We start from the raw sequence: 24385 nt of genomic DNA, 5'->3' as shown, positions 1-24385 counted from the left end.
GTGCGCAGACCTGCCCCGGATTCGAAGCCCTGCTGGACTCGGTCGCCGCGACGGGCAGGGGGCCCGCCGGGGACGAGTTGGAAAAGCTCCGGTCCTTCGGGGAGGAGGCCGCGGTCAACGGCACCACCCTGCGGGGCCTGGTCGTGCACCACCTGTCCCGGACCCGGGCTGCCTGGCCCACCGGGACCACGGGTTCCGACCGTGTGCTCGCCGCCGTACAACTGGCCGTCGAAGCGCTCTGCGAGGGCTACGAACGCGCCCAGCAGCTCGCCGTCCGGCAGCAGGAGGCGGTACGGCGGGAGTTCATCGACGACCTTCTGTACGGGCGCGGCGAACCGGGGCACCTGGCCGAACGCGCCGAGCGGCTCGGGCTGCGGTTCTCCCACGCCCATGCCGTCGCCGTCGCCGAAGGGCCCGCCCCGTACGCCGAGGGCGACCCCGTGCCCCGTCTCGTGGAGCGGGCCGTGACCGGCCGCTTCGGGGAGCGCAGCATCCTCCTCACCACCAAGGACGGCCGGCTGATCTGCATCGCCCCCGGGGACCAGCGCGAGGTCCTCATGTACTTCGCCAAACAGGCCCATGCCGCGACCGACGGCGGACGGGCCGCGATCGGGCGGCCGCACCCCGGTGCCGGGGGCGTCGTCCACTCGTACGAGGAAGCCCTCCGGGCCCTGGACCTGGCGGGCCGTCTCGATCTGGAGGACCCGGTGCTGCACGCCGCGGATCTTCTCGTCTACCCGGTGCTGACCCGGGACCGGCAGGCCATGGCGGACCTCGTCCGGACCACGCTGGGGCCGCTCCTCAAGGCCCGCGGTGGCCCGGAACCGCATCTGGAGACACTCACGGCCTACTTCGACTCCGGATGTGTCACCACCCAGGCCGCCCGACACCTCTCCCTGAGCGTCCGCGCACTCACGTATCGCCTCGAACGCATCCACCAGCTCACCGGGTCCGACCCCGCTGACCCCCGGCACCGCTACGCCCTGCAGACCGCCGTCATCGGGGCCCGGATCCTCGGCTGGCCCGCGAACAAGTCGTAGACGCGAACAGGACGCGGAGCTGTGCCGACGACGACAAGGGACGACAAGGACGGTCACGTGACCTCGGTCTACAAGAACGAGAAGGCGCGGCGGGAGGTGCGGTCCTGGTGTGTGAACCGGATCGCCGACTGGGACTTCGCCCATGTCCGCAGTGAGGTGGTGACGTCGGCGGGGGCCACCGGCGTCGTGACCGCGGGCCCGGAGCCGCGCGGCGGGGAGCCGGACGTCGTGCTGCTGCCGGGGACGAACATGAACGCCGCCCTGTGCCTGCCCCTGGTGGAGGCGATGGCCCGGGAACGACGCGTGACCATCCTGGACCTGCCCGGTCAGCCGGGGCTCAGCGCGGGCGGCCGCCCACGTGCCCGGCGCATGTCCTGGTACGGGAACTGGCTGAGCGAGGCACTGGCACAATCCGTTCCGGGGCCGGCCGTGCTGGTGGGCCATTCCCTGGGGGGCGCGGTCGCGCTTGCCTGCGATGCGCCCCGGATCGTCGGCCGGGTACTGCTCTCCGGCGCGGGCATCACGCGCCTGCGGATTCCCGTCCCGCTCATGGCCGCCACCGTTCCCTGGCTCCTGCGGCCCTCGGTCGCCCGGTCGACGGCGTTGCTGCGCCACATGGCCGCTCCGGGGCGAGGAGAGCTGCCCGGCGGCCTGGGCGTGTGGATGGATCTGGTCGCACGCTGCTGCCGGACCAGTCTCGCTCCGGCCCCTCTGCCGTCAGATCTGCTCGAACGACGGCGCTCCGTACCGACGTTGGTCGCCACGGGGCGGTTCGATCCCTTCCTGCCCCCGCACACGTTGGGGCCTGCCGCGCGGCGTCGGCTCGGGGCGGAGTTCCGGGTGATCGAGGGGGCGGGGCACCTTCTGCTGGACGAGGCGCCGGTCGAGGTCTGCGCCGTGGTGGAGGAGTTCTGCGCGGCTCTGGGGGACTGACATGCCACGCCGGTTCGCGTACCTGGGGCCGGGGGGCCTGCGGGACCAGCGGACCCGGATCCCCGGACCCCCGCGTTCCCACCGGCCGCTCGAACGCCGCTCCGCCCCACAGATAGGTGTCCGATAAATGTATCCCGGGATCCGTATAACGATGAAGTCACCCGCCCAGCATCTTCACTTCCATTATCCGAAAATGTGATCCAGGTCACTAAGGGATCGGTAAACACCGTGGTACAAATGCCCAACTTCGCAGGCGGAAGAGCCGTCACAGCGGAGTGCCGGGACTGATCCGGCAGCAGGTCAGAGGGATCATCGTCGTCGTTCGCCCCATGCGGCACGCCTGGTCGCCATCCGGACAACGTCGTTCGCTCATCCCCCCCATCGCACACCGACCGGCGAAGGCACCCCCAAGTCCGCCGTTCCCGCGTTATCGAGGTAGCCAACGTGACACTCGACTCCATCACCGAGAACATCGATGAATCCGTCAGCGGGTTCTTCGAGCCCATAGCCGAATGGCTGGGCGGGATCGTCTTCTACTCCGTCACCGTCGCCGGGGCGGAGGTGCCGCTCATCGTCACCTGGCTGGTGGTGGCGGGCCTCGTCTTCACCGGCTGGTTCGGATTCGTCCAGGTGCGCAAGTTCCGTCTCGCCGTGGACGTGGTGCGCGGCAAGTACGACGACAAGGACTCGGCGGGCGAGGTCAACCACTTCCAGGCGCTCACCGCCGCCGTCTCCGGCACGGTCGGCCTCGGGAACATCGCCGGTGTGGCCGTCGCCGTCTCCATCGGCGGCGCCGGAGCCACGTTCTGGATGATCCTCTGCGGTCTCCTCGGCATGGCCACCAAGTTCGTCGAGGTCACCCTCGGCGTGAAGTACCGCGAGATCCACGCCGACGGCACCGTCTCCGGCGGCCCGATGCACTACCTGCCCAAGGGGCTGGCCGAGCGCTTCGGCAGGAACGGCAAGAACCTCGGCAAGGTCCTCGCCGTGCTCGCCTCGATCATGATCCTGTTCTTCGGGCTCTTCGGCGGCAACCTCTTCCAGGTCAACCAGTCCTACGCCCAGCTCGTCTCCGTCACCGGCGGCGAGAGCGGTGCGATGGGCTCCTCCGGCGGTGCGCTCTTCTTCGGCATCCTCGTCGCCGCGCTCGTCGGCATCGTGCTGCTCGGCGGCATCCGCTCCATCGCCCAGGTCACCAGCCGGCTCATCCCCGCGATGGCAGGCATCTACATCGCCGCGTGTCTCGTGGTCATCCTGGTCAACCTCACCGCCGTGCCCGCCGCGATCAGCACGATCATCGAGGGCGCGTTCAACCCCGAGGGCGTCGCGGGCGGTGTGCTCGGTGCGCTGATCATCGGGTTCAAGCGGGCCGCGTTCTCCAACGAGGCCGGTCTCGGCTCCGCGCCGATCGCCCACTCCGCGGTCAAGACCAAGCACCCTGCTAGTGAGGGCCTCGTCGCCCTGCTGGAGCCGTTCATCGACACGGTCGTCGTCTGCACCATGACCGCGCTGACCATCGTCATCGCCAACCCCGCCAGCTGGGGCGAGGCCCGCGACGGTGAGTCCATCGGCGGCGTGACGATCACCTCGGACGCTTTCGAGACCGTGCTGCCCTGGTTCCCGTACGTCCTGACCGTCGCGGTGATTCTCTTCGCGTTCTCCACGGTCCTCACCTGGGGCTACTACGGCCTCAAGGCCTGGACGTACCTCTTCGGCCGCAGCCGCACCAGCGAGACCGTCTACAAGGTCCTCTACACCCTGTTCGCCGTCTCGGGGTCCCTGCTCACCCTGCAGACCCTCATCGACCTGGCCGACGCGGTGCTCTTCACCCTCGCCGTCATCAACATCATCGGCCTCTACCTCCTCGCGCCGGTCGTCAAGCGCGAGCTCAACTCCTTCCTCGAACACGTCCGGGCCCGGAAGGCCGGCGAAGTCGGCGAAGCCGACGCGGTCGGTGCAGCCGTCGGATCCGGCGGGGACAAGGACGAGGACGACGAGCCGGAGAAGGCGAGCGTCTGAGCCCGACCCTCCGCTGATGCCTCTCGCCCCTGCCTGTCCGGAGGGGCGGGGGGCATCACGTCGTATGCGGGCAGGGCGTCACGGCGTGCGCGGGAGGAGTCCGGCGCGGCGGCGGTAGTACGCGCGAGTACGCGTACGCCGGGATCGCCGGCCCGCCAGAACCATCAGCACGCGACGCGATCGAGCGGCGTGCCCGAGGCGCGCCCTCGACGCCGTCGACCGTGCTGTACCCGGCGACGGCGAGCCCGGTACTCAGGGCGGCCACGACAGCAGGCAGGCGCGGGCGCTGAGGACCCTGCGGGCGCCTGCCGGAGCCCGGATGCCCCACGGCGTGGCCCGGCGCTGGACCTGGCGGGGCGGGGACCGGGCGGGGGCCAGGCCCGCCGCACCTCACGTCAGCCCCCCGGGCCTCAGCCGCCCGCGCGCAGCACCTCTGCCACGACCGGGCCCGCCGCGTCGCCGCCGTGGCCGCCGGACTGGACGACCGCCGCCGCGGCGAGGTCGTTGCTGAAGCCGGTGAACCAGCTGTTGGAGGTCTGCCCGTCGACCTCGGCCGAACCGGTCTTGGCGCCCTTGTCGCCGCCGACGCCTGCCATGGACTTGGTGCCGGTGCCGGTGGGGCTGGTCGCGGTGTAACGCATCATCTGCCGCAGCTGCTCCGCCACACCGGCCGGCAGCGGGCGAGCTGTGGCGAACGGACGGTTGTCCAGCTCACGGGCGACCAGGTACGGCTGCTTGAAGGAGCCGTTCTTCACCGTGGCGGTCACGGACGCCATGTTCAGGGGGCTCATCAGCACCTTGCCCTGCCCGATGTACGAGGCCGCGGTCTCGGCCCCCGAGGACTCCGGGACGCTGCCGTCGAAGGAGGCCACGCCCGTCTGCCAGTTGTCCTGGCCAAGGCCGAAATAGTCCCTGGCCTCCTGGCCCAGAGCCGATCCGGCCCGGTCGCCGAGCGGTTTGACCGGCTTGATGAAGGTGCTGTTGCAGGACTGCGCGAACGCTTCTCGCAGCGTGGCGTCAGCAATGGAGAAGTCATCGAGGTTGTGGAAGGTCACCCCTTCCCACGACACCGTGGACGGACACTCCACTTTCGCGCCCATGCTTCCGAGACCATGTTGGATGATCATCGCGGCAGTCACGATCTTCATCGTGGAACCAGGGGCCAACTGGCCGGTCATCGCGGCGTTGTAGCCGTCGGCACGGTTGTTGGCGATGGCCCGGATCGCCCCGGTGGACGGCTTCACCGCGACCACCGAGGACTCGTCGAACTTCTTCACCGCCCGCTCCGCCGCCGCCTGCGCACCCGCGTCCAGCGTCGTCCGCACCTTGCCGGGCCTGCCCTTGGCCAGGGTCAGCAGATTGACGTCCGGCAGGGCCTCGTCGGCCGGCTCGATCCACGTCTCGACGCCGGGCGAACCGCCCGCGCTCGCCCCGTACTTCTCGCGCAGCGTGTCCAGGATCGTCCCGAGCGAGGGGTACTTCTCCTTGGTCAGCACCGCCCCGTTGCGGTCGACGGCCTCGATCGCCGGCGTCGAGGCCTCGCCCGTCCTCAGCGTCGCGCCCTCCGTCAGCTGCGGGTGCACGACCGTGGGGTCCCAGTCGACCAGGGCCTTGCCCGTCGTCAGGCCGCGCACCACGGTCAGCTCCGAGGCGTACGACAGGGGCTTCGACTTGCCCTCGTACGCGACGGTGGCCTTGACCGTGTAGGGCACCTTCGTGCCGACGGCCGCGCCCGGGGTGATCTTCACCTTGCCGATACGGGCGTCCTCGCCGTACGAGGCGAGCACCGGCTCCGCGCCCGCCTCGTTGTTGGTGAGGACGGCCGCGGCCGAGGCGTCCCCCGCCGCCCACGCGTCGAAGAAGCCCTTCGACGTCTCCGCTGTCTCCTCCGCGCTCGGCGGCCCGGTCTTCACCTCCGACGACTCGGACGCGCTCCGCGTACCGCCGTCCTCGCCGACCGTGTCCCCGAGCATGCTGTACGCCCCGTAGCCGATCCCGCCGGCCACCAGGACGAACGCTCCGCCGATCACGGCGACCTTCGCTCCACTGCGCATCCTGTAGTCCCCCTCCCCAGGAGAGCCCCCTGAACACGTTCAAGGAGCAACTGTGAGGAACCCTAAAGGGTTGCGGCAGGCGGTGAGAACGTTGTTACCGGACCGGAATGCTTGGCTGGAAAGCGCTCTCCGCCGTGTGATGGGGGACCGGCGTGGGCAGACTGGCGGGGAATGCACGGGGGAGCGAGCGTCGGGGGGCGTGCGGCATGGGCAGCGGCATGGGCATACGAGGGTGCGCGGCGGTGGGCCGGTGACGGCGTATCACATCAAGCATCTGCCGCCCGAGATCCTGCCCGACGGCGGTTCCGTCACCTGGTCCGTGACCGGAAGCGGTGAGGTCTCCCGGCTGTCCGGCGGCGTCGCCACCTGGCCCGTGGCCGAGGCCGAGCGGTGGCGGAGGGCGGCGGTCCCGGCCGTGCTCGCCCCGGCCGTGGGCGGCTGGATCCTGGCCGTCCTGGTGGCGACGGCCTACGTCCTGCTGTCCGGGCTCCCGTCCGGGGCCGCGTCCGTCGCCCGGGGCGGCGGGAGCGGGGACGGGACGGACTGGCTGAGGTATCCGGGCGTGGTCCTGCTGACCGCCCTGCCGCTCTGGTACCGGTACGTTCCGGTCGCGGCCGTTCCGGCGGCGCTGTACGTCGCTGTGGAGGCCGGCCTGTCGCTGGCCCGGCCCGGCGACTCCGACCGCCTGACGGGATCCGGCCACCTGGTCGTCCTCGCCGCCTGCGCCATGGCGCTCACGGGAAGCTGCCTGCGACTGCGGGCCCGCCGCCGGCAGCGGGCGCTGGCCCTCGAAGCGGCCGGGAGACGCCGCTTCCCGCTGCCCGACCGCGTCCCGGAATCGGACGGCCACCGCGGCCACGAGCAGGTGTACCTCGGGCTGGCGCTCTGCCTGACAGCCCTCGGCATCCTGACCGACGGCCTGATCGAAGACCTGACCTCCTCCGGCGTCGCGTACGACGCCGTCGGACAGCAGCGCATCGCCCTGGTGCTCCTCGTCGCCGGTACGGCCTTCGGCGGCCGGGGTCAGCTCGCCTACCGGGCGGCGCGACGGCTGTACGAGGAGGAGCAGCCTGCCCTGATCGTGGGTGTGCGCGCCGGGGCGGACGGACGCCACTGGGTGTGCGCGGACGCCCGCACCCGCACAGCGCCGCCGCTGCTCGCGTACATCCCCCGCAAGCGCGACACCCGCGCCAGGACACGGCTGCTGGGCAGCGGCTCGGCGTACGGGGTGGGGAACGGGCACCACGACATCGATCCGAAGCACGAGCCGTTCGAAGCGGTGCTGTACGGCACCCTCGCGGAGGGCGACGAGGTCGTCCTCGCCTACGCCTGCGCCGAATACCACCGTTACCAGGAGCTGGGGCGGATGTACGCGACCGTGACCACCGCCCCGCTCCGCCCGGACCGCCGCCACGGGCTGGGCCCCTGGGAACCGGCGGACGGCCCCGCCCGGCAGCAGGAGCGGCTGCGCGAGGGCCGGGAGCGGGCGGAGCGCTACCGGCGGGCGCAGCGCGAGGCGGAGGAGCGCCGCAGGAACCCACCGCGCCGCTCGTCGAGCGGGTCGAGCGGGTCGAGCGGGAAAGACTCCGGCAACCGGCACAGCGGGGGCGGCTGCGGCTCCAGTTGCGGATCGAGCTGCGGCGGCGGCTGCGGGGGCGACTGAGTCCGGGCCGCCGGTACCGCCGACAGCTCTCGGCGGCACCGGCGGCCCGACCTCGACAGCTCCTCGCGCCGGGGCCGCCCCCGCCGTGCCGGGTACCGCGCTACTGCGCCCAGTCGAAGGCGCCCGACTCCAGGTCGATCTGTGCGTTGCCGCCGCCGAGGTTGAGCCCGCCGACGCCGTCCTCCAGCTCGAACACGTACGGGGTCAGCTCCGCCGGCAGCCCCTGGCAGGGCATCACCGTGCCGCCCAGGTGCGAGATCCCTTCCACGGACGACCAGAACGCTGTGAGCTTCTCGTCGTCCGAGGACCAGGCGCCCGTATAGCCGCCCTCGCCGCCCTCCGACGGGGCGATGCCGGTGTTCGGGTCTCCGGTGCGCTCGCCGATCCACACGGTGGTCTCGGGGGCGCTGTCGTCCCAGGCGTTCTGGCCACGGCTGTACCGGTCACCGAGCCCGGCCGGGCGGATGTCGGCCGGGGGACCGATGCGCGGCGCGGCGAACTCCTCGGCGATGAGCCATATCAGCGCGTGCGCCCCGCCGATCAGGTCCTCCAGGTCCCGCTGCTGCGGATGGCGTGCCGCCGCCGTCGCGGCCACCGCCGCGAGGAACGGATCGGCGGCCTGCTCCGCGGTGGGCGCGGTGCCCGCCAGCAGCTCGGCGACGCCCTCGATGTCGTCGGCGACATGGTCGTCGGCGTGGAAGAAGGAGATCGCCACCAGGTCCGCGCCCTCGCGCCGGTAGTCCTCGGGCAGTTCGAGCGTGATGGCATGGATCATCGGCAGGCCGGTGACCGGACTCCGTGGCCACGAGGCCGTCCCGATGCCGGGCGCACGACCGCCGCACCACCCGGCGACGCGGGCATCGGGCAGATCGATCCCGATGGCCTTGCCGGGCCGGATCACCAGCTCGTCCGCGGATTCCCCGAACCCCAGGTCGTACGCCTTCACCGTGTATGCCTCCCGTTCACATGTGACGGCTCCCAACGTACGCGAGGGCACTGACAGGGCCTCCGTAGGTCATCACGCCCCTACACCCAGGTGTCCAGCCACATCCGGTCCCGCCACAGGTCCTCCGGGATCGACGTCCCCGTGTACAGCGGCCAGAAATAGATGAAGTTCCAGATGACCAGGAGCACCAGCACGCCCACCGCGATCACCCCCAGCGTGCGGCGGCGTTCGCCGGTGGGGTCCTGGGTGGTGAGGCCCAGTTCGGCCCGGGTGCCCGTGCCCGCCGCCGGGCCCACGATCGCGCCCAGCATCATCGTCACGGCCAGACAGAGGAACGGGACGAACACCACCGCGTAGAAGAGGAAGATCGTGCGTTCCTGGTAGAAGAACCAGGGCAGCCAGCCCGCCACCACACCGCAGGCGATCGCGCCCGCCCGCCAGTCGCGGCGGAAGAACCAGCGCCAGAGCACGTACGCGAGCGCGAAGCAGGCCAGCCACCACAGCAGCGGGGTGCCGATGGCGAGGACCTCGCCGGCGCACTTGCCGGTCGCCGACTCCTCGCAGCCGGCCTGCTCCTCGTAGAAGTACGACACCGGTCGGCCCAGCACGAGCCAGCTCCACGGGTTCGACTCGTAGGTGTGGCCCGAGGTCAGGCCGACGTGGAAGTCGTACACCTGGTTCTCGTAGTGCCACAGGCTGCGCAGCCAGTCCGGCAGCCAGTTCCAGGATGAGTCCTTGCCCTCGGTGGCCGCCCAGTTGCGGTAGTAGCCCTTGTCCGTGACGATCCAGCCGGTCCACGAGACGACGTACGTGACGATCGCGACCGGCACCGTGGAGAGGAAGGCGGGGATCAGATCCCGGCGCAGCACCGCCCGGTACGGGCGCACCGCGCCCGCCGTGCGCCGCGCACCGACGTCCCACAGAACCGTCATCAGGCCGAACGCGGCCAGGACGTAGAGGCCGTTCCACTTCGTGGCGAAGGCCAGGCCCAGCATCACGCCCGCCGCAAGACGCCACGGCCGCCACCCCAGGCGCAGGGTCTCCGCGACCCCGGCGTCCGGGCGCAGCACCCCCTCCCCGTCCACCGGCAGCGCGTCGGAGAGCCTGCGCCGGGAGCGGTCCCGGTCCACCACCAGGCAGCCGAACGCGGCCAGCACGAAGAACATGACGATCAGATCGAGCAGCGCGGTCCGGCTCATCACGAAGTGCAGCCCGTCCACCGCGAGCAGCAGGCCCGCCAGACAGCCCAGGAACGTCGAGCGGAACAGCCGCCGGCCGATCCGGCACAGCAGGAGGACGGAGACCGTGCCGAGCACCGCCACCATGAAGCGCCAGCCGAACGGCGTGAAACCGAACAGCTGCTCACCGAACCCGATGATCCACTTGCCGACCGGCGGGTGCACCACATAGCCCGGGTCGGTCGGGATCGGGACGGCGGAAGGGTCCTTGAGGATCAGCTTGTCGACGTCCTTGGGCCACGACCCCTCGTACCCCTGGTTGACCAGCGCCCACGCGTCCTTCGCGTAGTACGTCTCGTCGAATATCACCGCGTGCGGCTGGTCCAGCCTCCAGAAGCGCAGCAGCCCGGCGACCAGGGTCACCAGCAGCGGGCCGCCCCACCCGGACCACCGCACCAGCCGGTCGGCCACGTGCGGAGGGATCGCGAGCACCGACCACATCTGCCGTCCCGGCCGGTTGTACGGCGGGTCCAGCCGGTCGCGGAGCGAGGTCTCCGGGCGGGGGACATGGCCGAAGCGGCGCAGCCGCCGTTGCCAGGAGGTCGGCTGCTCGCCGAGCGGGTCCCCGGCGTCCTGGCCCCGCTGGGTCTCGGGTGCGGTACTCGTCACCGCGCCATCGTAGGGAACGCATCTGTGCGAAGGGCGCTGCCCGTGCTGCGAGGATGGCTCTTGTGACTGGAACGACTGGAACGCTCGTGCTCGCAGGGACCCCCATCGGTGACGTGGCGGACGCCCCGCCGCGCCTCGCCGCCGAACTGGAGCGGGCCGACGTCGTCGCCGCCGAGGACACCCGGCGGCTGCGCCGGCTCACCCAGGCGCTCGGTATTCACACCTCGGGGCGTGTCGTCTCCTACTTCGAGGGGAACGAGTCCGCCCGCACGCCGGAACTCGTGGAAGCCCTGACCGGCGGCGCCCGGGTGCTGCTGGTCACCGATGCCGGTATGCCGTCCGTCTCCGACCCCGGCTACCGGCTCGTCGCCGCCGCCGTGGAGAAGGACATCCGCGTCACCGCCGTCCCGGGGCCGTCCGCTGTGCTCACCGCGCTCGCGCTCTCCGGGCTGCCCGTGGACCGGTTCTGCTTCGAGGGGTTTCTGCCGCGCAAGGCCGGTGAACGGCTCTCCAAGCTCCGCGAGAACGCCGACGAGCGGCGCACCATGGTCTTCTTCGAGGCCCCGCACCGGCTCGACGACACCCTTGCCGCCATGGCCGAGGTCTTCGGGGCCGAGCGGCGCGCCGCCGTGTGCCGGGAGCTGACCAAGACGTACGAGGAGGTCAAGCGCGGTCCGCTCGGTGAGCTGGCGGTGTGGGCCGCCGAGGGGGTGCGGGGCGAGATCACCGTCGTCGTCGAAGGCGCCTCCGACTCCGGCGACGAAGGGCTGGACGCCGAGGAGCTTGTGCGGCGCGTGCGGGTGCGCGAGGAGGCGGGGGAGCGGCGCAAGGAGGCCATCGCCGCTGTCGCCGCCGCCGCCGGGCTGCCGAAGCGGGATGTGTTCGATGCGGTGGTGGCAGCCAAGAACGCGGAGAAGGACGCGGGGAAGAACGCGGGGAAGCACGTAGAGAAGGACTCGGGGAAGGACGTGTAGATGAAGGACGCGGCGAAGGCGCCTCCCCAGTCGTAGGACGACTTCTACGGCGTTTCCGTCAGCAGTCCGTACGCCGTCGCCACGAACGTGTCCGCCCGGTGCACCCGCCGCGTCGCCGTCGCCGCCACCGCCAGACCCGTGTCCGGGCGGAAGCCCAGGAACGCCTGCTGACCGAGCGTCGCTCCGGCGTGGAAGAGGACCGGACCGTACGGGGACGGGTGGTGGAACCACGTGAGCGTGTGGGTGTGCGCGTGCCGCAGGCCGCGCCGCAGCAGCGGGCGGCACACATCGGCGAGCGCGGTGCTCAGGGTCGGGTCCCGGGGTTCGGGCCCGCCCAGATGCGCCTCCAGGAACGTCAGCAGGTCCAGCGGGGTCGCCCGCACCGCGCCCGCCGCCGTGAAGCCCCCGGTGTCCAGCGCGGGCACCGGCGACCCGTCGCGGCGGTGGCCGACCGCGTCCGTGCCCTCCGGGCCGGGGCGCAGCCGGGTCGCGTCCAGGTGCAGCGGGGCCAGCACCTGCTGGTGCAGCAGGACCTCCCAGGGGGTCCCGGTGGCCGCGGCCAGGGTGTGGCCGAGGACCGAGACGGCGAAGTTCGAGTAGTGCCAGCGGGTCCCGGGCCGGTGGCGCGGGCGGGCCCGCAGGAACGCCCGGACCACCCGGTCGGCCGGGTAGCCGCCGTACGGGTCGGTGGACCAGCGGGGCACCGCCTGCGGGTAGAAGTCGGCGGGCAGGCCGGGCAGCCCCGAGGTGTGGGTGAGCAGATGGCGCAGCGTGATCCGGCGCACCGCCGGGTGCACCGGGAGGCCCGGGGCCAGCAGGTCCGCCGCCCGGTCCGCGTACCGCACCCGGCCCTGCGCCACCAGCCGGGCCAGCAGCAGCCCCGCGAACGGCTTCGACGCCGAGCCCAGCTCGTGACCCAGCCGTTCCCGCGCCACCGGGCCCGGCTCCGCGCCGCCGCCGGCGTGGACGGTGCGTACCCCGTTCCGGCTGACCGCGAGCACCAGGTCCGGCGCGTCGACGGCGCGGGCCGCCCCGGCGAGGAGGCGGGCGGTGGCCGAGGCGTCGGGGGCGGTCACCGGCGACGCGGTCACGTCCGTCATGCCGGGGCCGGCGTCGCGCCGAGGCCGGACAGGGCGCGGGACATCGCGAGCGCCGAGGCGAACGCGGCGACCAGCGTCGGGTGGTAGACGAGATCGAACACCGACTCCTCGTCCCCCTCCGGCATCCCGCCGACCACCGGCATCGCCCCGTCCGGCTGCTGGGCCTGCGCGAAGCCCTGCCAGGCCGCCGGGTCCAGCGTCGGTTCCGGCAGACACGCGTCGACCACCAGCAGCTCGCCCAGCAGATCCCAGCGCTTCAGGTCCAGCCAGTCGTCCAGCCAGACCGGCAGCCACAGCGCCAGATACCCGGCGATGTCGGCGGGCAGCCCGGCCGGTCTCTCGCCCCAGTCGGTGAGGTGGAACACCGTGTGCGTGATGTCGTAGCCGATATGGCCCTCGACCGTCCACGGCTCGGGCCGCCGCGCCAGCCAGGTGTGCGCCAGCGCCGCCGTCTCCGGAACGCTCGGCTCCACCCCGAACCGCCGCTCGATCGTGCTCAGCCCCAGCCGCCGCACCGGCAGCACCTCCAGCGCCGCCCAGCTCGCGAGACGGTGGTTGAGCCGGATCGCGGACTCCAGGTCCGGCTGCCGGTAACCCAGCTCCCGGAACGGTACGTAGACCTCCAGCGGCACCGGCGAGAGCGGTTCGCGCCGCTGGCCCTCCAGCAGCCGGGTCCCGGAGCCCAGCAGCTCGTGCCAGGCGTGGTCCAGGAGCTTGTGGGCCAGCGAGGACTGCTGCGAGCCGGCCACACCCTCGCGGAAGATGACCTTGCCGATCAGCGCCAGCTCGCCCAGCGGCTTGAAACGGTCCAGCATCCCCGCCTCCGGGGCTGGGTCGCTCTCCAGCCGGAACCCCTCCCGGTGTTCGTACAGCCAGCCCAGGGCCTTCGCCCCCACCTCGTGGATCTGCTGGATGCCGCTGCTGCTCATGCGGTGCGCCTTTCCCGGCCGGGCACGGCCCCGCCCGTCTGTCCCGGCGACCTCAGCGACCTCAGGGACAGGGCCGCGGCGAAGGCCGTCACGAGCGTGGAGTGGTAGCAGTCGATGAAGGGATACGGGTCCGGCGCGGGGTCCTGAACCGGTACGCCGGTCTCCGGGACGCAGCCGGTCGGATGCTGTACGCCGGCCAGCACCGGCCAGACCGCGTCCAGCAGCTCCGCGGGCGCCCGCCCCGGCAGCGACGCCGCCACCGCCAGGAGTTCGCCGGTCAGATCCCACTGGCCGCTCTCCAGACAGCCGTCGGCCCACGCGGGCAGCCAGGTCCGCAGATAGCCGTCGATCCTCTCCGGCACCCGGCCCGGCAGCCGGCCCCAGTCCGTGAGGTGGAAGACGGTGTGGGTCAGCGCGTAGCCGGAGGGGCCCTCGAACATCCACGGCTCCGACAGCCCGCCCAGCCAGGTCCGGGACAGGACCGCGCCGGCGTCGGTGTGGGTCACCGTCCCGACCCGCCGCTCGGAGTTGACCAGGCCCAGCTGCCGGTTGGCGTGCTGCTCGGTGTGGGCCCAGGCGCGGGTCGCGGTCAGCGGGCGGGCCAGGGCCTCGAAGCCCTCGTGGCGCAGCCCGTACCCGGCGAAGGCGGCGTAGATCTCGTACGGGTACGCGGCGTACGGCTCGGCGCGCAGCAGCTCCAGGAGCAGCCCGCCCGCCGCCACCTGCTCCCAGGCGTACGCGACGAGGTCCCCGGCCAGCTCGTGCTCCGGGGTGCCGGGGGCGGTGGTGCGGCGGATCGTGGAGCCGAGCTGGGCCAGTTCGCCGAGCGGTTTGAGCGTGGCGTTGACCTGGGTGTGGGGTTCCAGTACGTCGTCGGGGAGCGCGAAGCCCGCGCGGTGGGCGTCGGTCCAGGCGAGGGCGGAGCGCAGGACGCCGGGGAGGACGGCGAGCGCGGCGCCGGGGTCCTCGGAGGAGACCGTCCCGGTCCCGGACCCCGGGGCGGGCCGGTCCTGCGGGCGGTCCTGGGAGGGGCCCTGCGCCGCGGACGTCGTCGTCACCGTGCCCTCGCCCTGGCCATCAGCCGGGCGGCCCGGATGTGCAGGGTGACCCGTGGGTCGTGGCCGCCCATCAGCTCGACGAAGTCCAGGCCGCGTTCCAGGCCCAGCGTCGCCGGTTCGCCGCCGATGGCCGCGAGCCAGCGGCCCGCGCCCGCCGCCTGGAGCCAGTCGCGCCGCCGGACCGCGCGGACGAAGCCGCGCGACAGGTCGACCGCCCGGTTCGCCGCGGCCCGCTGCACGGCCGAGGGGGCGGCCGGGACGGCGAGCGGCGCGAGGACCGAGAGCTGGTGGGTGAAGGCCTGCCAGGGGGCGTCCTCCAGCCAGGCGCTGTCGGGCTCCGCGTACGCCAGGGGCGCGGCCGAGCCCGGTGGAGGCGGCGCCATCCGCTGGAGCGTGGAGATCATGTGCCAGTGGCTCCAGGCCGTGGCGGCCGGGGCGTCGGGCTTGGGCGGGAATTCCCGCACCGCCCGGTCGAGTACGGCGACATCACCCGGATGCGGATGACGTCCGTACAGAACACTGGGCAGCAGCAGATCGGCCCCGATGACCCGTGCCGCCGCGATTCCGGTCCGGTTCTCCTCGTCGATTCCCGCCGCGCCGCACACCGTGGCGAGGTGGTCCCCGCTCCGAAGAGCGAGGACCACCTCTGTTGCCAGGTCATGCACGGCACCCGCCAGGGGCGACGAAGCATGTGTCTGGTCCATGTGCCGGCGACTAGCCCTTCTTCGGGCGCGGGGTCGGAGGCGAGAGCAGCAGGGCGCCGCCGCCGGCGAGAAGCGCGAGGTAGGCGCACTCGCGGGAGTCGCGGTACAGACCCTCGGCCTCGCCCGGGGCGAGAGCCGCGTCGAGGTCGAGCTCGATGTCGGTGGCAGTGGTGTCCGTGGTGAACATGGGGTGTTCCCCGTCCTGTGGGAAATGAGGTGGACGTAACGAGTGAAAAGGAGGAAGGGAGGCGCCGCAAATCGGCGTGCGACATCCGGGGAAATCACGCATTCAATTGAATGGTGAATTCATGAGGTACCGGCAGGGTGAAAGCCCGGGAATTCAAGGGAAATGGAAGAGGCGTGCGGGGGTGGTGCGCGGGCGCGTTCACGATCGGCGCCGGGCGCGTTCGGGGGCGCTCGGTGCTCCGGCGGTCACGCGCTGTCCTGCCTTGGCCCTGTCCCGCGCCATGCGGCGGCAAAGAGCGGCAAAAGGAGGCCAAGAACGCATCAACAATGGCGCTGAGCTGGTGCGTCCATCCGGGTGGAGGTGTCCACTGGAAGGGACGGGCCACCTGTTCGAACCCCTCGTGCGGGCCGCCCGTCCCCGGAGTGCGTGACCGGCGGCCAGGAGGAGCAGGCATGAGCGAGATCGCAGCGACCACTGTCCATGAGGCGTATGCCTTCGCCTGCATGAAGTGCGGGTACGGCTGGGAGCAGTCCTACGAGATAGAGCACCACGTCGACGTCCACGGCCAGGAGTTCGTCGTCTACACGGCGGACGGTGAGCGCGTGCCGTCTCCGCTCTCCACGCCCACCTGCACGAACTGCGGCGGACACGTGGTGCGCATCATGCGGGCGGGGCGGGTCGCGGGCGTACAGGAGCTGCTGCGTAAGCAGCAGACGCCGCACGCCGCTGAGGCCGCCGCGAAGGACCGGACGGTGTCGACCGCCGCCGCCCCGGCCCGCCACTGGCGGCTGTCCGACCTGCTCCACCCCTTCCACCGCGGGTGACGCACCGGCGCGGGAGCCGCGTACGGTCGTGCGGGGCTCCCGTGCGGTCACGCGGGCTCTCGTGCGGTCGCGTGGGGCGCGGTCGTACGGTCGCGTGGGGCCCTTGCGCGGTCGTGCGGGGCCTCTCGTGCGGTCGCGCGGGGCCCTCGTAGAGTCGTCGGCATGAGCCGTACCGAAGCGCCGCCGCTGCCCGAGCCCCTGCGGGTTCCGGTCGCCGACTCCCACACCCACCTGGACATGCAGGACGCCACCGTCGAGGAGGCCCTCGCCCGCGCAGCCGCGGTGAACGTGACGGCCGTCGTCCAGGTGGGCTGCGACGTGGCCGGCTCCCGCTGGGCCGCCGACACCGCCGCCGCGCACGCCGCCGTCCACGCCTCGGTCGCCCTGCACCCCAACGAGGCCCCGCGCATCGTCCTCGGCGACCCGGACGGCACCGCGCGGCAGGGCGCGCGCGAGCCGGGCGGCAAGGCGGGGCTGGACGACGCGCTGGCGGAGATCGACGCGCTGGCCGCCCTCGGCCACGTGCGCGGGGTCGGCGAGACGGGCCTGGACTTCTTCCGCACCGGACCCGAGGGCGTCGCCGCCCAGGAGGAGTCCTTCCGGGCCCACATCGAGATCGCCAAGCGGCACGGCAAGGCCCTGGTCATCCACGACCGCGACGCGCACGCGGACGTGCTGCGGGTCCTGGCGGACGCGGGCGCACCCGAGCGGACCGTGTTCCACTGCTACTCCGGTGACGCCGACATGGCCCGGATCTGCGCGCGGGCCGGGTACTTCATGTCCTTCGCGGGCAACGTGACCTTCAAGAACGCCCAGCCGCTGCGGGACGCCCTGGCCGTCGCCCCCGCCGAGCTGGTCCTCGTCGAGACGGACGCGCCTTTCCTCACCCCCGCCCCGTACCGCGGACGGCCCAACGCGCCCTACCTCATTCCCGTCACCCTGCGCGCCATGGCCGAGGTCAAGGGCCTCGACGAGGACGTGCTGGCCGCCGCGATCTACGACAACACCGCACGGGCGTTCGACTTCTGATGCGCTCCTGATCTTTCCCCGACCCTTCCTGATCCTTCCCGACTCCTTCCGGCCCTTCCTGACCGCCGGCCGGACCTCATCGGGCACTCTGTGTAGCCGTGTCGCTTTGGACGGTGACCGGGGTTCCGCTATCGTCCCCGCGCACGACGGGGTCGCAGTGGGCTGATCTTCGGGAGCGACGTTGAGTATTTCGCAGGGCAGTCACCGGGCGGCGCGCGGCAGACGGCGTACGACGCCGGCGCCGCCTCCCGCCCAGGTGCCGGTGGCTTTTCCCGGCGCGTTCCACGAGCAGCTGACCGTGGCCGACGGGTTCTCCGCGGAAGGCCCGGCCGGCCACGCCCCGACGGTGGTCGACACCCCGCTCGCCGGGCCGCCGCCCGCGGTGCCCCGGCAGGGCCCCACCCGCGCCGACGCCCGGCGGGCCGCCAAGCGCCGCCGTGCCCTCGTCGCGAACCCCGAGAACCTGCGGCGCCTCGTCCCGCAGGCCCTCGTCGTCGCGTTCCTGGCCGGCGGCACCACCGCGTTCGTCGCCAACGACAAGGCCGTCCGCCTGAGCGTCGACGGCACGCCCCGGACCCTGCACACCTTCGCCGACGACGTCACCGGACTCCTGGCGGAGGAGGGCCTCACCGTCGGCGCGCACGATGTCGTCGCCCCGGCTCCCGGCGCCGCCCTCGACCACGGCGACGAGGTCGTCGTCCGCCACGGGCGGCCCGTCACCCTCACCCTCGACGGCGTCCGCCGCCAGGTCTGGACGACCGCCGGCACCGTGGCGGGGGCCCTGCGCGAACTCGGGATCCGCGCCGAGGGGGCGCACCTCTCCGCCGCCCGCTCCGCGCGGATCGCCCGCACCGGCCTGACCCTCACCGTCCGCACCGAACGCACCGTGACCTTCATGGCCGACGGCCAGGAACGCACCCTGCGCACCAACGCCGCCACCGTCCGCGAGGCCCTCGCCGAGGCGGGCATCACCCTGCACGGCCAGGACACCACCTCCGTGGACCCCGCGAGCTTCCCGCGCGACGGCCGGACGATCTCCGTCATGCGGATCACCGACACCCGCGAGGTGCGCGAGGAGACCGTCCCGTACGCCGTCGAACGCAGCGAGGACCCCGAGCTGTTCCGGGGCACCGAGGTCGTCGAGCGGGCGGGCCGCAACGGCGTGCGCCGGGTCACGTACACGGTGCGCACCGTCAACGGCGTCCGGCAGAAGCCGCGCAGGGCCGCAGAGGAACTGGTCCACCGGCCGGTGAGCCGCCTCGTGCGCACCGGTACCCGGCAGCGCCCCGACTCGGTCGCCGGGGCGGACGGGCTGAACTGGGGCGCGCTCGCCGCCTGCGAGTCCGGCGGGCGCCCGGGGGCGGTCGACCCGAGCGGGACGTACGGGGGGCTGTACCAGTTCGACACCCCGACCTGGCAGTCGCTCGGCGGCAGTGGCCGGCCCCAGGACGCACCCGCCGCCGAGCAGACGTACCGGGCGAAGAAGCTGTACGGGCAACGGGGGGCGAGTCCGTGGCCCCACTGCGGCCGTAGGCTTACCGGGTGAGCAGCACAGAGCCCGACGCCCTCCTGGGCCCCGCAGACATCCGCGACCTGGCCGCCAAGCTGGGGGTCCGCCCCACCAAGCAGCGCGGTCAGAACTTCGTCATCGACGCCAACACCGTCCGCCGTATCGTGCGCACGGCCGAGGTCCGCCCGGACGACACCGTCGTCGAGGTCGGCCCCGGGCTCGGCTCGCTGACCCTGGCGCTGCTGGAGGCGGCGGACCGGGTGATCGCGGTCGAGATCGACGACGTGCTCGCGGCCGCCCTGCCCGCCACGGTCCGGGCCCGGATGCCGGAGCGCGCCGACCGCTTCGCCCTGGTCCACTCCGACGCGATGCTGGTCACCGAACTGCCGGGCCCGGCCCCCACCGCGCTCGTCGCGAACCTCCCGTACAACGTGGCCGTCCCGGTCCTGCTGACCATGCTGGAGCGCTTCCCCAGCATCGAGCGGACCCTCGTCATGGTCCAGGCCGAGGTCGCCGACCGGCTCGCCGCCCGCCCCGGCAACAAGGTCTACGGCGTGCCGTCGGTGAAGGCCAACTGGTACGCGGACGTCAAGCGCGCCGGGTCCATCGGCCGCACCGTCTTCTGGCCCGCCCCGAACGTCGACTCCGGGCTCGTCTCGCTCGTCCGGCGCACCGAGCCCATCGCCACCACCGCGAGCCGCGCCGAGGTCTTCGCGGTCGTGGACGCGGCCTTCGCCCAGCGCCGCAAGACGCTGCGCGCCGCCCTCTCCGGCTGGGCCGGCTCCGCACCCGCCGCCGAGGCCGCGCTCGTCGCCGCCGGGATCTCCCCGCAGGCGCGCGGCGAGGCGCTGACGGTGGAGGAGTTCGCGGCCATCGCGGAGAACAAGCCGGCGGCGTCCGAGCTTTCCGGGGGCGACAAGTGAGCGTCACCGTCCGCGTCCCCGCCAAGGTCAACGTCCAGCTGGCCGTGGGCGCCGCCCGCCCGGACGGCTTCCACGACCTGGCCAACGTCTTCCTCGCCGTCGGCCTGTACGACGAGGTCACCGCCACCCCCGCCGACGGGCTGCGGATCACCTGCTCGGGCCCGGACGCCGCCCAGGTCCCGCTGGACACCACCAACCTCGCCGCCCGCGCCGCCCTCGCGCTGGCCGAGCGGTACGGCATCACCCCCGCCGTCCACCTGCACATCGCGAAGGACATCCCGGTGGCGGGCGGCATGGCGGGCGGCAGCGCCGACGGGGCGGCCGCCCTGGTCGCCTGCGACGCCCTGTGGGGGACCGGCGCGAGCCGCGACGAACTCCTCGCGATCTGCGCGGACCTGGGCAGCGACGTGCCGTTCAGCCTGGTCGGCGGGGCCGCGCTCGGCACCGGACGCGGCGAGAAGCTCACCCCGATCGAGGTGGGCGGCACCTTCCACTGGGTCTTCGCGGTGGCGGACGGCGGCCTCTCCACACCCGCCGTGTACGGCGAGTTCGACCGCCTCACGGCGGACACCGACGTCCCCGGGCCGACCGCGTCCCCCGCCCTCCTCGCCGCCCTGCGCTCCGGCGACTCCGGCGCACTCGCCGAGGCCCTGAGCAACGACCTTCAGCCCGCCGCGCTCTCCCTGCGCCCCTCCCTCGCCGAGACCCTGGCCGCGGGCACCGAAGCGGGGGCCCTGGCCGCGCTGGTCTCCGGATCCGGGCCGACGACGGCGTTCCTGGTCCCGGACGAGGAGACGGGCCGGAAGGTCGCCGACGCGCTGCTGGCGTCCGGGACCTGCCGCGACGCGCGCCAGGCGGTGTCGCCGGCCCCGGGAGCCTCGGTGCGCGGGTGCGTCACTGCCAGCGGTACGGCGTGATGCTGGGGTCGTAGGAACAGGTGACCATCGTCCTGTTGGTGGCCATGAGGGTGCGGCCCCGGTCGGCCTTCGGACAGAACTGGCCGTCGACGACGGGGTGACCGTTGGACGTGCAGGCGTACCCCTGCTTGCCGTCGGGGCAGCCGGTCATCGAGCCGCCGGCCGGCTTCGTGGGGGCCGGGGCGGGAGCGCGGGTGGTGGCGGCGGGCTCCGGCTTCGGGGCGGCCGTCCTGGGCGGGACGTAGGCCGGGTCGTTCTTCTCGTGCAGATAGCCGTGGAAGCTGGTCGTGCAGTCGCTGAAGTCCTTCGCGAGCCTGACGGTGACCGTGGTGTCGGCGGCGAGCCGGGTGCCGCGGCCGGGGCTGGTGTCGCAGATGTACCAGCCGTCGTGGTCCCGGGGGAGGGTGACGTCCTTGTGCTGGGCGGCGGCCGTCAGGCGCGCGGTGGATATGTCCTGGCGGGTGAACTCGGCCCCCGCCTGCTCAAAGGTCAGGCTGTGCAGGGCGGGCACGACCGGATCGGGCGTGGCGGTCGGCGTGGGAGTGGCCGTGGGGCTGGCCGAAGCCGTGGGCGTGGCGGCGGGCGGGGTCGCCGGGGCGCTGTCGTCGGTCTGTGTGCCGCCCTCGCATCCTGCCAGGGCGAGTACGCCGAGCAGGACGACAGGGGCGAAGGGGCGAGGAATCCGCACAGTGCTGGTACTCCGGTTCTCAGGAACGGCGGGCGCTGCGGCAGACTGCCGAGGAGCGGCCGGTGTGCCTGCCCCCGCGAGCTGCGACAACAGGCCGCACGGAGCTACGAACCCTCTGGTGGCATGCGCCGTCTCCCCCGAGGAGCAGCTTCTGTGCTTGTTCTACTGGCCGATGACCGGACTGTCCAGATCTACTCCGCGGTACGGCGATTCCGACGCGATCCGTCCGCGGAATCGGCTTGTTCGTGACCGGGCCAGGGCTCAGCGGCCGTAGTGGTAACGGCAGGCGGCGATCCGGACCTCGTCGTCGGTCACCTTGTGGATGAGCCGGTGCTCCTCGGTGATGCGGCGCGACCAGTACCCGTGAAAGCCGTGCTTCAGAGGTTCCGGCTTGCCCATTCCTTCGTTGCCGTTCCGGGCGATGTCCTGGAGCAGTGTGTTGATCCTCTTGAGGATCTTGCGATCCTGGTTCTGCCACCAGACGTAGTCGTCCCACGACGACTGGTCCCACACGAACTTCACTCCGCAAGCTCCTGTACCGTGCCGCCGCCGCTCTCCAGACGGTCGATCGAAGCCAGCAGCCGACGGGCGTTCTCCGGGCTCCGGAGCTGGTACGCGGTCTCCTTGAGGGACTCGTACTCGTCGAGCGCCACTATCACCACGGGCTCGTGGCCGGCGCGCGTGACCACGACCTCTTCACGGTCGTTCACCACTGCGCTCAGGGTCTCGGCGTACTTCGCCCTTGACTCCGTGTAGGTCATGGTCCTCATGCTGCGCCTCCTGTACGTCATCCTGTACGTACAGGAAACTGTACCGCAAGTGCCTGCTGGTGAGACCGCACGTCCCGCCCCCTCCGCCGCGCCGTACCCTGGGAAGGTCGATCAACCCCCCAGGCAGGAGTGAAATGGCCGTCAATCTGGTCAATGTCGAGCAGGTCAGCAAGGTGTACGGCACCCGTGCCCTGCTCGACGGTGTATCCCTCGGGGTGTCCGAGGGCGACCGGATCGGTGTCGTGGGCCGCAACGGCGACGGCAAGACCACCCTCATCCGGATGCTCGCCAAGCTGGAGGACGCGGACACCGGCCGCGTCACCCACAACGGCGGACTGCGTCTCGGCGTCCTCACCCAGCACGACTCCCTGGACCCGAAGAAGACCATCCGCCAGGAGGTCATCGGCGATCTGGCCGACCACGAGTGGGCGGGCAGCGCCAAGATCCGCGACGTGCTCACCGGGCTCTTCGGCGGGCTCGCCCTGCCCGGCTTCGAGCACGGCCTCGACACCGTCATCGCCCCGCTCTCCGGCGGCGAGCGCCGCCGTATCGCCCTGGCCAAGCTCCTCATCGACGAGCAGGACCTGATCGTCCTCGACGAGCCCACCAACCACCTCGACGTCGAGGGCATCTCCTGGCTGGCCGGCCACCTGCGGACCCGGCGCTCCGCCCTCGTCTGCGTCACCCACGACCGGTGGTTCCTCGACCAGGTCTGCACCCGCATGTGGGACGTCCAGCGCGGCACCGTCCACGAGTACGAGGGCGGCTACAGCGACTACGTCTTCGCCCGCGCCGAACGGGAACGCATCGCCGCCACCGAGGAGTCCAAGCGGCAGAACCTGATGCGCAAGGAGCTGGCCTGGCTGCGCCGCGGCGCCCCCGCCCGCACCTCCAAGCCGCGCTACCGTATCGAGGCCGCCAACGAACTGATCGCCGACGTGCCGCCGCCGCGCGACACCAGCGAGCTGATGAAGTTCGCCAACGCCCGCCTCGGCAAGACCGTGTTCGACCTGGAGGACGTGACCGTCCAGGCCGGGCCCAAGACCTTGCTCACCCACCTCACCTGGCAGCTCGGCCCCGGCGACCGCATCGGCCTGGTCGGCGTCAACGGCGCGGGCAAGACCTCGCTGCTGCGCGCGCTCGCCGAGGCCTGCCGCACCCAGGGCGAGGAGCAGCCCGCCGCCGGGAAGATCGTCGTCGGCAAGACCGTCAAGCTCGCCTACCTCTCCCAGGAGGTCACCGAGCTGAACCCGAACCTGCGCGTGCTGGAGGCCGTCCAGCAGGTGCGCGACCGGGTCGACCTCGGCAAGGGCCGGGAGATGACCGCGGGCCAGCTCTGCGAGCAGTTCGGCTTCACCAAGGAGAAGCAGTGGACGCCCGTCGGCGACCTCTCCGGCGGTGAGCGCCGCCGGCTCCAGATCCTGCGGCTGCTGATGGACGAGCCCAACGTCCTCTTCCTCGACGAGCCCACCAACGACCTCGACATCGAGACCCTGACCCAGCTGGAGGACCTCCTCGACAGCTGGCCCGGGTCGATGATCGTGATCTCCCACGACCGGTTCTTCATCGAGCGGACCACGGACCGGGTCATGGCGCTCCTCGGCGACCGCGCCCTGCGGATGCTGCCGCGCGGGATCGACGAATACCTGGAGCGCCGGCAGAAGATGGAGGAGGAGTCCACCCCCTCCGCCGCCGCGCCCCGTACGTCCGCCGCCCCCGCGGCCGCCCCGGCGGTCTCGGCGCAGGAGGCCCGCGCCGCGAAGAAGGAGCTGCAGAAGGTCGAGCGGCAGCTCGACAAGCTCTCCACCCGGGAGACCGCGCTGCACAAGCAGATCGCGGACAACGCCACCGATTTCGAGAAGGTCGCGGGGCTCGACGCCGAACTGCGCGAACTCGTCACCGAGCGCGACGAGCTGGAGATGCGCTGGCTGGAGCTGGCCGAGGACGCCTGACGGAGGCGCACCGTGCCGTACGGCCGCCCGGGGTCCCCGCCCACCTCGCCGTCCGGCGGGGACCTGCCGGCGGGGATCACCTCCGGTGACTGTCCATCACCTCGGACCTGGGCGTAACGAGGGCATCACGGGGCGGTTCTCCCTTGGGTACAGGGGCTGGGCCGATCCGGTGCCCGGTGGCGGGCGGGTGGTACAAAGTAGCCCCGCCGACAGTCGTGACACCGCGGAAGCCATGCCCGATTCGCTCCTTTCCGAGGGGAGTTGACCCTCCTTGGAATCGCGGGGGAGACCGGATCGCGCACCGGACCGCACGAAGGG

Annotated in this window: 22 protein-coding genes; 11 read left to right on the top strand and 11 right to left on the bottom strand. The window is 72.4% G+C overall.

Features of this window, described 5'->3' with window-relative positions; genetic code table 11:
• Positions 1 to 29 precede the first annotated feature (29 nt).
• The 3 genes from ACGF2Y_RS16180 (at position 30) to ACGF2Y_RS16170 (ending at position 3992) form a co-directional block, all read left to right on the top strand.
• Complete coding sequence (locus ACGF2Y_RS16180; protein WP_392947307.1) at positions 30 to 1040, top strand: PucR family transcriptional regulator; 1011 nt, start codon at positions 30 to 32, stop codon at positions 1038 to 1040.
• A gap of 21 nt (positions 1041 to 1061) precedes the next feature.
• Positions 1062 to 1973 carry an alpha/beta fold hydrolase gene (locus tag ACGF2Y_RS16175; protein ID WP_392947173.1) on the top strand — a complete coding sequence of 304 codons (912 nt, stop codon included), beginning with the start codon at positions 1062 to 1064 and terminating at the stop codon, positions 1971 to 1973.
• Between the two features lie 444 nt (positions 1974 to 2417).
• Complete coding sequence (locus ACGF2Y_RS16170; RefSeq protein WP_392947171.1) at positions 2418 to 3992, top strand: alanine/glycine:cation symporter family protein; 1575 nt, start codon at positions 2418 to 2420, stop codon at positions 3990 to 3992.
• A 410-nt stretch (positions 3993 to 4402) separates the two neighbouring features.
• Here ACGF2Y_RS16170 and ACGF2Y_RS16165 read toward each other — a convergent pair whose 3' ends face one another.
• Complete coding sequence (locus ACGF2Y_RS16165) at positions 4403 to 6046, bottom strand: penicillin-binding transpeptidase domain-containing protein (protein WP_392947169.1); 1644 nt, start codon at positions 6044 to 6046, stop codon at positions 4403 to 4405.
• Between the two features lie 250 nt (positions 6047 to 6296).
• Between ACGF2Y_RS16165 and ACGF2Y_RS16160 the strand changes: the two genes are divergently transcribed.
• Positions 6297 to 7709: a hypothetical protein gene (locus tag ACGF2Y_RS16160; RefSeq protein ID WP_392947168.1), complete on the top strand. Its 1413-nt coding sequence runs from the start codon at positions 6297 to 6299 to the stop codon at positions 7707 to 7709.
• A gap of 100 nt (positions 7710 to 7809) precedes the next feature.
• Here the strand turns inward: ACGF2Y_RS16160 and ACGF2Y_RS16155 are convergent, their stop codons facing one another.
• On the bottom strand, positions 7810 to 8655 hold the full coding sequence (locus tag ACGF2Y_RS16155; protein ID WP_392947166.1) for a hypothetical protein: 846 nt from the start codon (positions 8653 to 8655) through the stop codon (positions 7810 to 7812).
• 80 nt (positions 8656 to 8735) lie between these two features.
• Positions 8736 to 10502 carry a dolichyl-phosphate-mannose--protein mannosyltransferase gene (locus ACGF2Y_RS16150; RefSeq protein WP_392947165.1) on the bottom strand — a complete coding sequence of 589 codons (1767 nt, stop codon included), beginning with the start codon at positions 10500 to 10502 and terminating at the stop codon, positions 8736 to 8738.
• A gap of 53 nt (positions 10503 to 10555) precedes the next feature.
• On the opposite strand from ACGF2Y_RS16150, the gene rsmI reads away from it, so the two are divergent.
• The gene (gene rsmI, locus ACGF2Y_RS16145) at positions 10556 to 11476 is read left to right on the top strand and encodes a 16S rRNA (cytidine(1402)-2'-O)-methyltransferase (protein ID WP_392947163.1); all 921 of its coding nucleotides are present in this window, start codon (positions 10556 to 10558) and stop codon (positions 11474 to 11476) included.
• A gap of 44 nt (positions 11477 to 11520) precedes the next feature.
• Here rsmI and ACGF2Y_RS16140 read toward each other — a convergent pair whose 3' ends face one another.
• From ACGF2Y_RS16140 to ACGF2Y_RS16120, 5 genes are read right to left on the bottom strand one after another with little or no spacing between them, the layout of a single operon-like run.
• Complete coding sequence (locus tag ACGF2Y_RS16140; RefSeq protein ID WP_392947161.1) at positions 11521 to 12576, bottom strand: serine hydrolase domain-containing protein; 1056 nt, start codon at positions 12574 to 12576, stop codon at positions 11521 to 11523.
• The gene (locus tag ACGF2Y_RS16135) at positions 12573 to 13505 is read right to left on the bottom strand and encodes a DUF6895 family protein (RefSeq protein WP_392947158.1); all 933 of its coding nucleotides are present in this window, start codon (positions 13503 to 13505) and stop codon (positions 12573 to 12575) included. The genes ACGF2Y_RS16140 and ACGF2Y_RS16135 overlap by 4 nt, the downstream gene beginning before the upstream one ends.
• The gene (locus tag ACGF2Y_RS16130; protein ID WP_392947156.1) at positions 13502 to 14563 is read right to left on the bottom strand and encodes a DUF6895 family protein; all 1062 of its coding nucleotides are present in this window, start codon (positions 14561 to 14563) and stop codon (positions 13502 to 13504) included. Before ACGF2Y_RS16130 ends, ACGF2Y_RS16135 begins: the two co-directional genes overlap by 4 nt.
• The gene (locus tag ACGF2Y_RS16125) at positions 14560 to 15267 is read right to left on the bottom strand and encodes a hypothetical protein (protein ID WP_392947153.1); all 708 of its coding nucleotides are present in this window, start codon (positions 15265 to 15267) and stop codon (positions 14560 to 14562) included. Before ACGF2Y_RS16125 ends, ACGF2Y_RS16130 begins: the two co-directional genes overlap by 4 nt.
• Before the next feature lie 10 nt (positions 15268 to 15277).
• Entirely contained in the window at positions 15278 to 15454 is a 177-nt protein-coding gene (locus ACGF2Y_RS16120) for a hypothetical protein (RefSeq protein ID WP_392947150.1), read from the bottom strand.
• Between the two features lie 452 nt (positions 15455 to 15906).
• Between ACGF2Y_RS16120 and ACGF2Y_RS16115 the strand changes: the two genes are divergently transcribed.
• From ACGF2Y_RS16115 to ACGF2Y_RS16095, 5 genes are all read left to right on the top strand, one after another.
• Complete coding sequence (locus tag ACGF2Y_RS16115; protein ID WP_392947147.1) at positions 15907 to 16278, top strand: hypothetical protein; 372 nt, start codon at positions 15907 to 15909, stop codon at positions 16276 to 16278.
• A gap of 162 nt (positions 16279 to 16440) precedes the next feature.
• The gene (locus ACGF2Y_RS16110; RefSeq protein ID WP_392947145.1) at positions 16441 to 17307 is read left to right on the top strand and encodes a TatD family hydrolase; all 867 of its coding nucleotides are present in this window, start codon (positions 16441 to 16443) and stop codon (positions 17305 to 17307) included.
• Between the two features lie 262 nt (positions 17308 to 17569).
• Entirely contained in the window at positions 17570 to 18853 is a 1284-nt protein-coding gene (locus tag ACGF2Y_RS16105; protein WP_392947304.1) for a ubiquitin-like domain-containing protein, read from the top strand.
• Positions 18850 to 19740, top strand: coding sequence for a 16S rRNA (adenine(1518)-N(6)/adenine(1519)-N(6))-dimethyltransferase RsmA (gene rsmA / locus ACGF2Y_RS16100; protein ID WP_392947142.1), 891 nt, complete (start codon positions 18850 to 18852; stop codon positions 19738 to 19740). Before ACGF2Y_RS16105 ends, rsmA begins: the two co-directional genes overlap by 4 nt.
• A complete protein-coding gene (locus tag ACGF2Y_RS16095; RefSeq protein ID WP_392947140.1) occupies positions 19737 to 20657 on the top strand; it encodes a 4-(cytidine 5'-diphospho)-2-C-methyl-D-erythritol kinase in 921 nt (306 codons plus the stop codon). The genes rsmA and ACGF2Y_RS16095 overlap by 4 nt, the downstream gene beginning before the upstream one ends.
• On the opposite strand, the gene ACGF2Y_RS16090 is transcribed toward ACGF2Y_RS16095, so the two are convergent.
• The 3 genes from ACGF2Y_RS16090 to ACGF2Y_RS16080 form a co-directional block, all read right to left on the bottom strand.
• Entirely contained in the window at positions 20635 to 21345 is a 711-nt protein-coding gene (locus tag ACGF2Y_RS16090) for a hypothetical protein (protein WP_392947137.1), read from the bottom strand. The genes ACGF2Y_RS16095 and ACGF2Y_RS16090 overlap by 23 nt on opposite strands.
• A gap of 261 nt (positions 21346 to 21606) precedes the next feature.
• Entirely contained in the window at positions 21607 to 21867 is a 261-nt protein-coding gene (locus ACGF2Y_RS16085) for a Txe/YoeB family addiction module toxin (protein WP_392947134.1), read from the bottom strand.
• Entirely contained in the window at positions 21864 to 22115 is a 252-nt protein-coding gene (locus ACGF2Y_RS16080) for a type II toxin-antitoxin system Phd/YefM family antitoxin (protein ID WP_392947131.1), read from the bottom strand. Before ACGF2Y_RS16080 ends, ACGF2Y_RS16085 begins: the two co-directional genes overlap by 4 nt.
• Before the next feature lie 134 nt (positions 22116 to 22249).
• On the opposite strand from ACGF2Y_RS16080, the gene ACGF2Y_RS16075 reads away from it, so the two are divergent.
• A complete protein-coding gene (locus tag ACGF2Y_RS16075) occupies positions 22250 to 24067 on the top strand; it encodes an ABC-F family ATP-binding cassette domain-containing protein (protein WP_392947129.1) in 1818 nt (605 codons plus the stop codon).
• Positions 24068 to 24385: the final 318 nt, after the last annotated feature.

It is taken from the genome of Streptomyces sp. NPDC048142, assembly GCF_043202835.1.
In the GTDB taxonomy this organism is placed as follows: Bacteria; Actinomycetota; Actinomycetes; order Streptomycetales; family Streptomycetaceae; genus Streptomyces.
The sequence above is the reverse complement of the archived record's forward strand: the minus strand, read 5'-3'. Positions and strand labels throughout refer to the sequence as shown.

What these genes read in the sequence shown, in the direction of transcription:
- ACGF2Y_RS16080 (WP_392947131.1), bottom strand. Translation starts at nt 22,115, where the DNA reads ATGAGGACCATGACCTACACGGAGTCAAGGGCGAAGTACGCCGAGACC.
- ACGF2Y_RS16125 (WP_392947153.1), bottom strand. Translation starts at nt 15,267, where the DNA reads ATGGACCAGACACATGCTTCGTCGCCCCTGGCGGGTGCCGTGCATGAC.
- ACGF2Y_RS16135 (WP_392947158.1), bottom strand. Translation starts at nt 13,505, where the DNA reads ATGAGCAGCAGCGGCATCCAGCAGATCCACGAGGTGGGGGCGAAGGCC.
- rsmI (WP_392947163.1), top strand. Translation starts at nt 10,556, where the DNA reads ATGGCTCTTGTGACTGGAACGACTGGAACGCTCGTGCTCGCAGGGACC.
- ACGF2Y_RS16110 (WP_392947145.1), top strand. Translation starts at nt 16,441, where the DNA reads ATGAGCCGTACCGAAGCGCCGCCGCTGCCCGAGCCCCTGCGGGTTCCG.
- ACGF2Y_RS16165 (WP_392947169.1), bottom strand. Translation starts at nt 6,046, where the DNA reads ATGCGCAGTGGAGCGAAGGTCGCCGTGATCGGCGGAGCGTTCGTCCTG.
- ACGF2Y_RS16075 (WP_392947129.1), top strand. Translation starts at nt 22,250, where the DNA reads ATGGCCGTCAATCTGGTCAATGTCGAGCAGGTCAGCAAGGTGTACGGC.
- ACGF2Y_RS16140 (WP_392947161.1), bottom strand. Translation starts at nt 12,576, where the DNA reads ATGACGGACGTGACCGCGTCGCCGGTGACCGCCCCCGACGCCTCGGCC.
- ACGF2Y_RS16120 (WP_392947150.1), bottom strand. Translation starts at nt 15,454, where the DNA reads ATGTTCACCACGGACACCACTGCCACCGACATCGAGCTCGACCTCGAC.
- ACGF2Y_RS16115 (WP_392947147.1), top strand. Translation starts at nt 15,907, where the DNA reads ATGAGCGAGATCGCAGCGACCACTGTCCATGAGGCGTATGCCTTCGCC.